This is a genomic window from Proteus sp. fly-1067 (assembly GCF_040139345.1).
In the GTDB taxonomy this organism is placed as follows: Bacteria; Pseudomonadota; Gammaproteobacteria; order Enterobacterales; family Enterobacteriaceae; genus Proteus; species Proteus vulgaris_B.
The window spans coordinates 256-620 of record NZ_JBEEUL010000150.1 but is presented as its reverse complement, the minus strand read 5'-3'; the positions used below and the strand labels follow the sequence as shown (position 1 = coordinate 620).

Genomic DNA, 365 nt, shown 5'->3' with positions numbered 1-365 from the left:
ATTTATGATCATAATCTTGATTATTTCAAATTGTAACAAAAATCTAATTTTCTTTAATCTAATTGAATTTATAGGTAAGGGGAGTCGATTAAATTAAACTTTTGTTGAAATAGAACTAATAGCGATAATTAATTATTAGGCTAAACAATAAATTTTACAAATTTCTCACATTATAGACTATAGTGAAAGTAACGGAATGTAATGTATAGCTATAACTCTTCAACTAAAGAGGTTCCCATAATGAAACTCTATATTTATGATCATTGCCCATTTTGTGTTAGAGCCAGAATGATTTTTGGACTTAAAAACATTGACGTTGAGCAGATCTTTTTGATGGAAGATGATAAAGCAACGCCAACGAAAAT

General features: G+C 27.4%; 1 protein-coding gene. It reads left to right on the top strand.

Annotated elements, in window-relative coordinates:
- Positions 1 to 240: 240 nt before the first annotated feature.
- A partial coding sequence (locus ABN217_RS19690) for a glutathione S-transferase N-terminal domain-containing protein (protein ID WP_349459922.1) occupies positions 241 to 365 on the top strand: 125 nt, incomplete at its 3' end.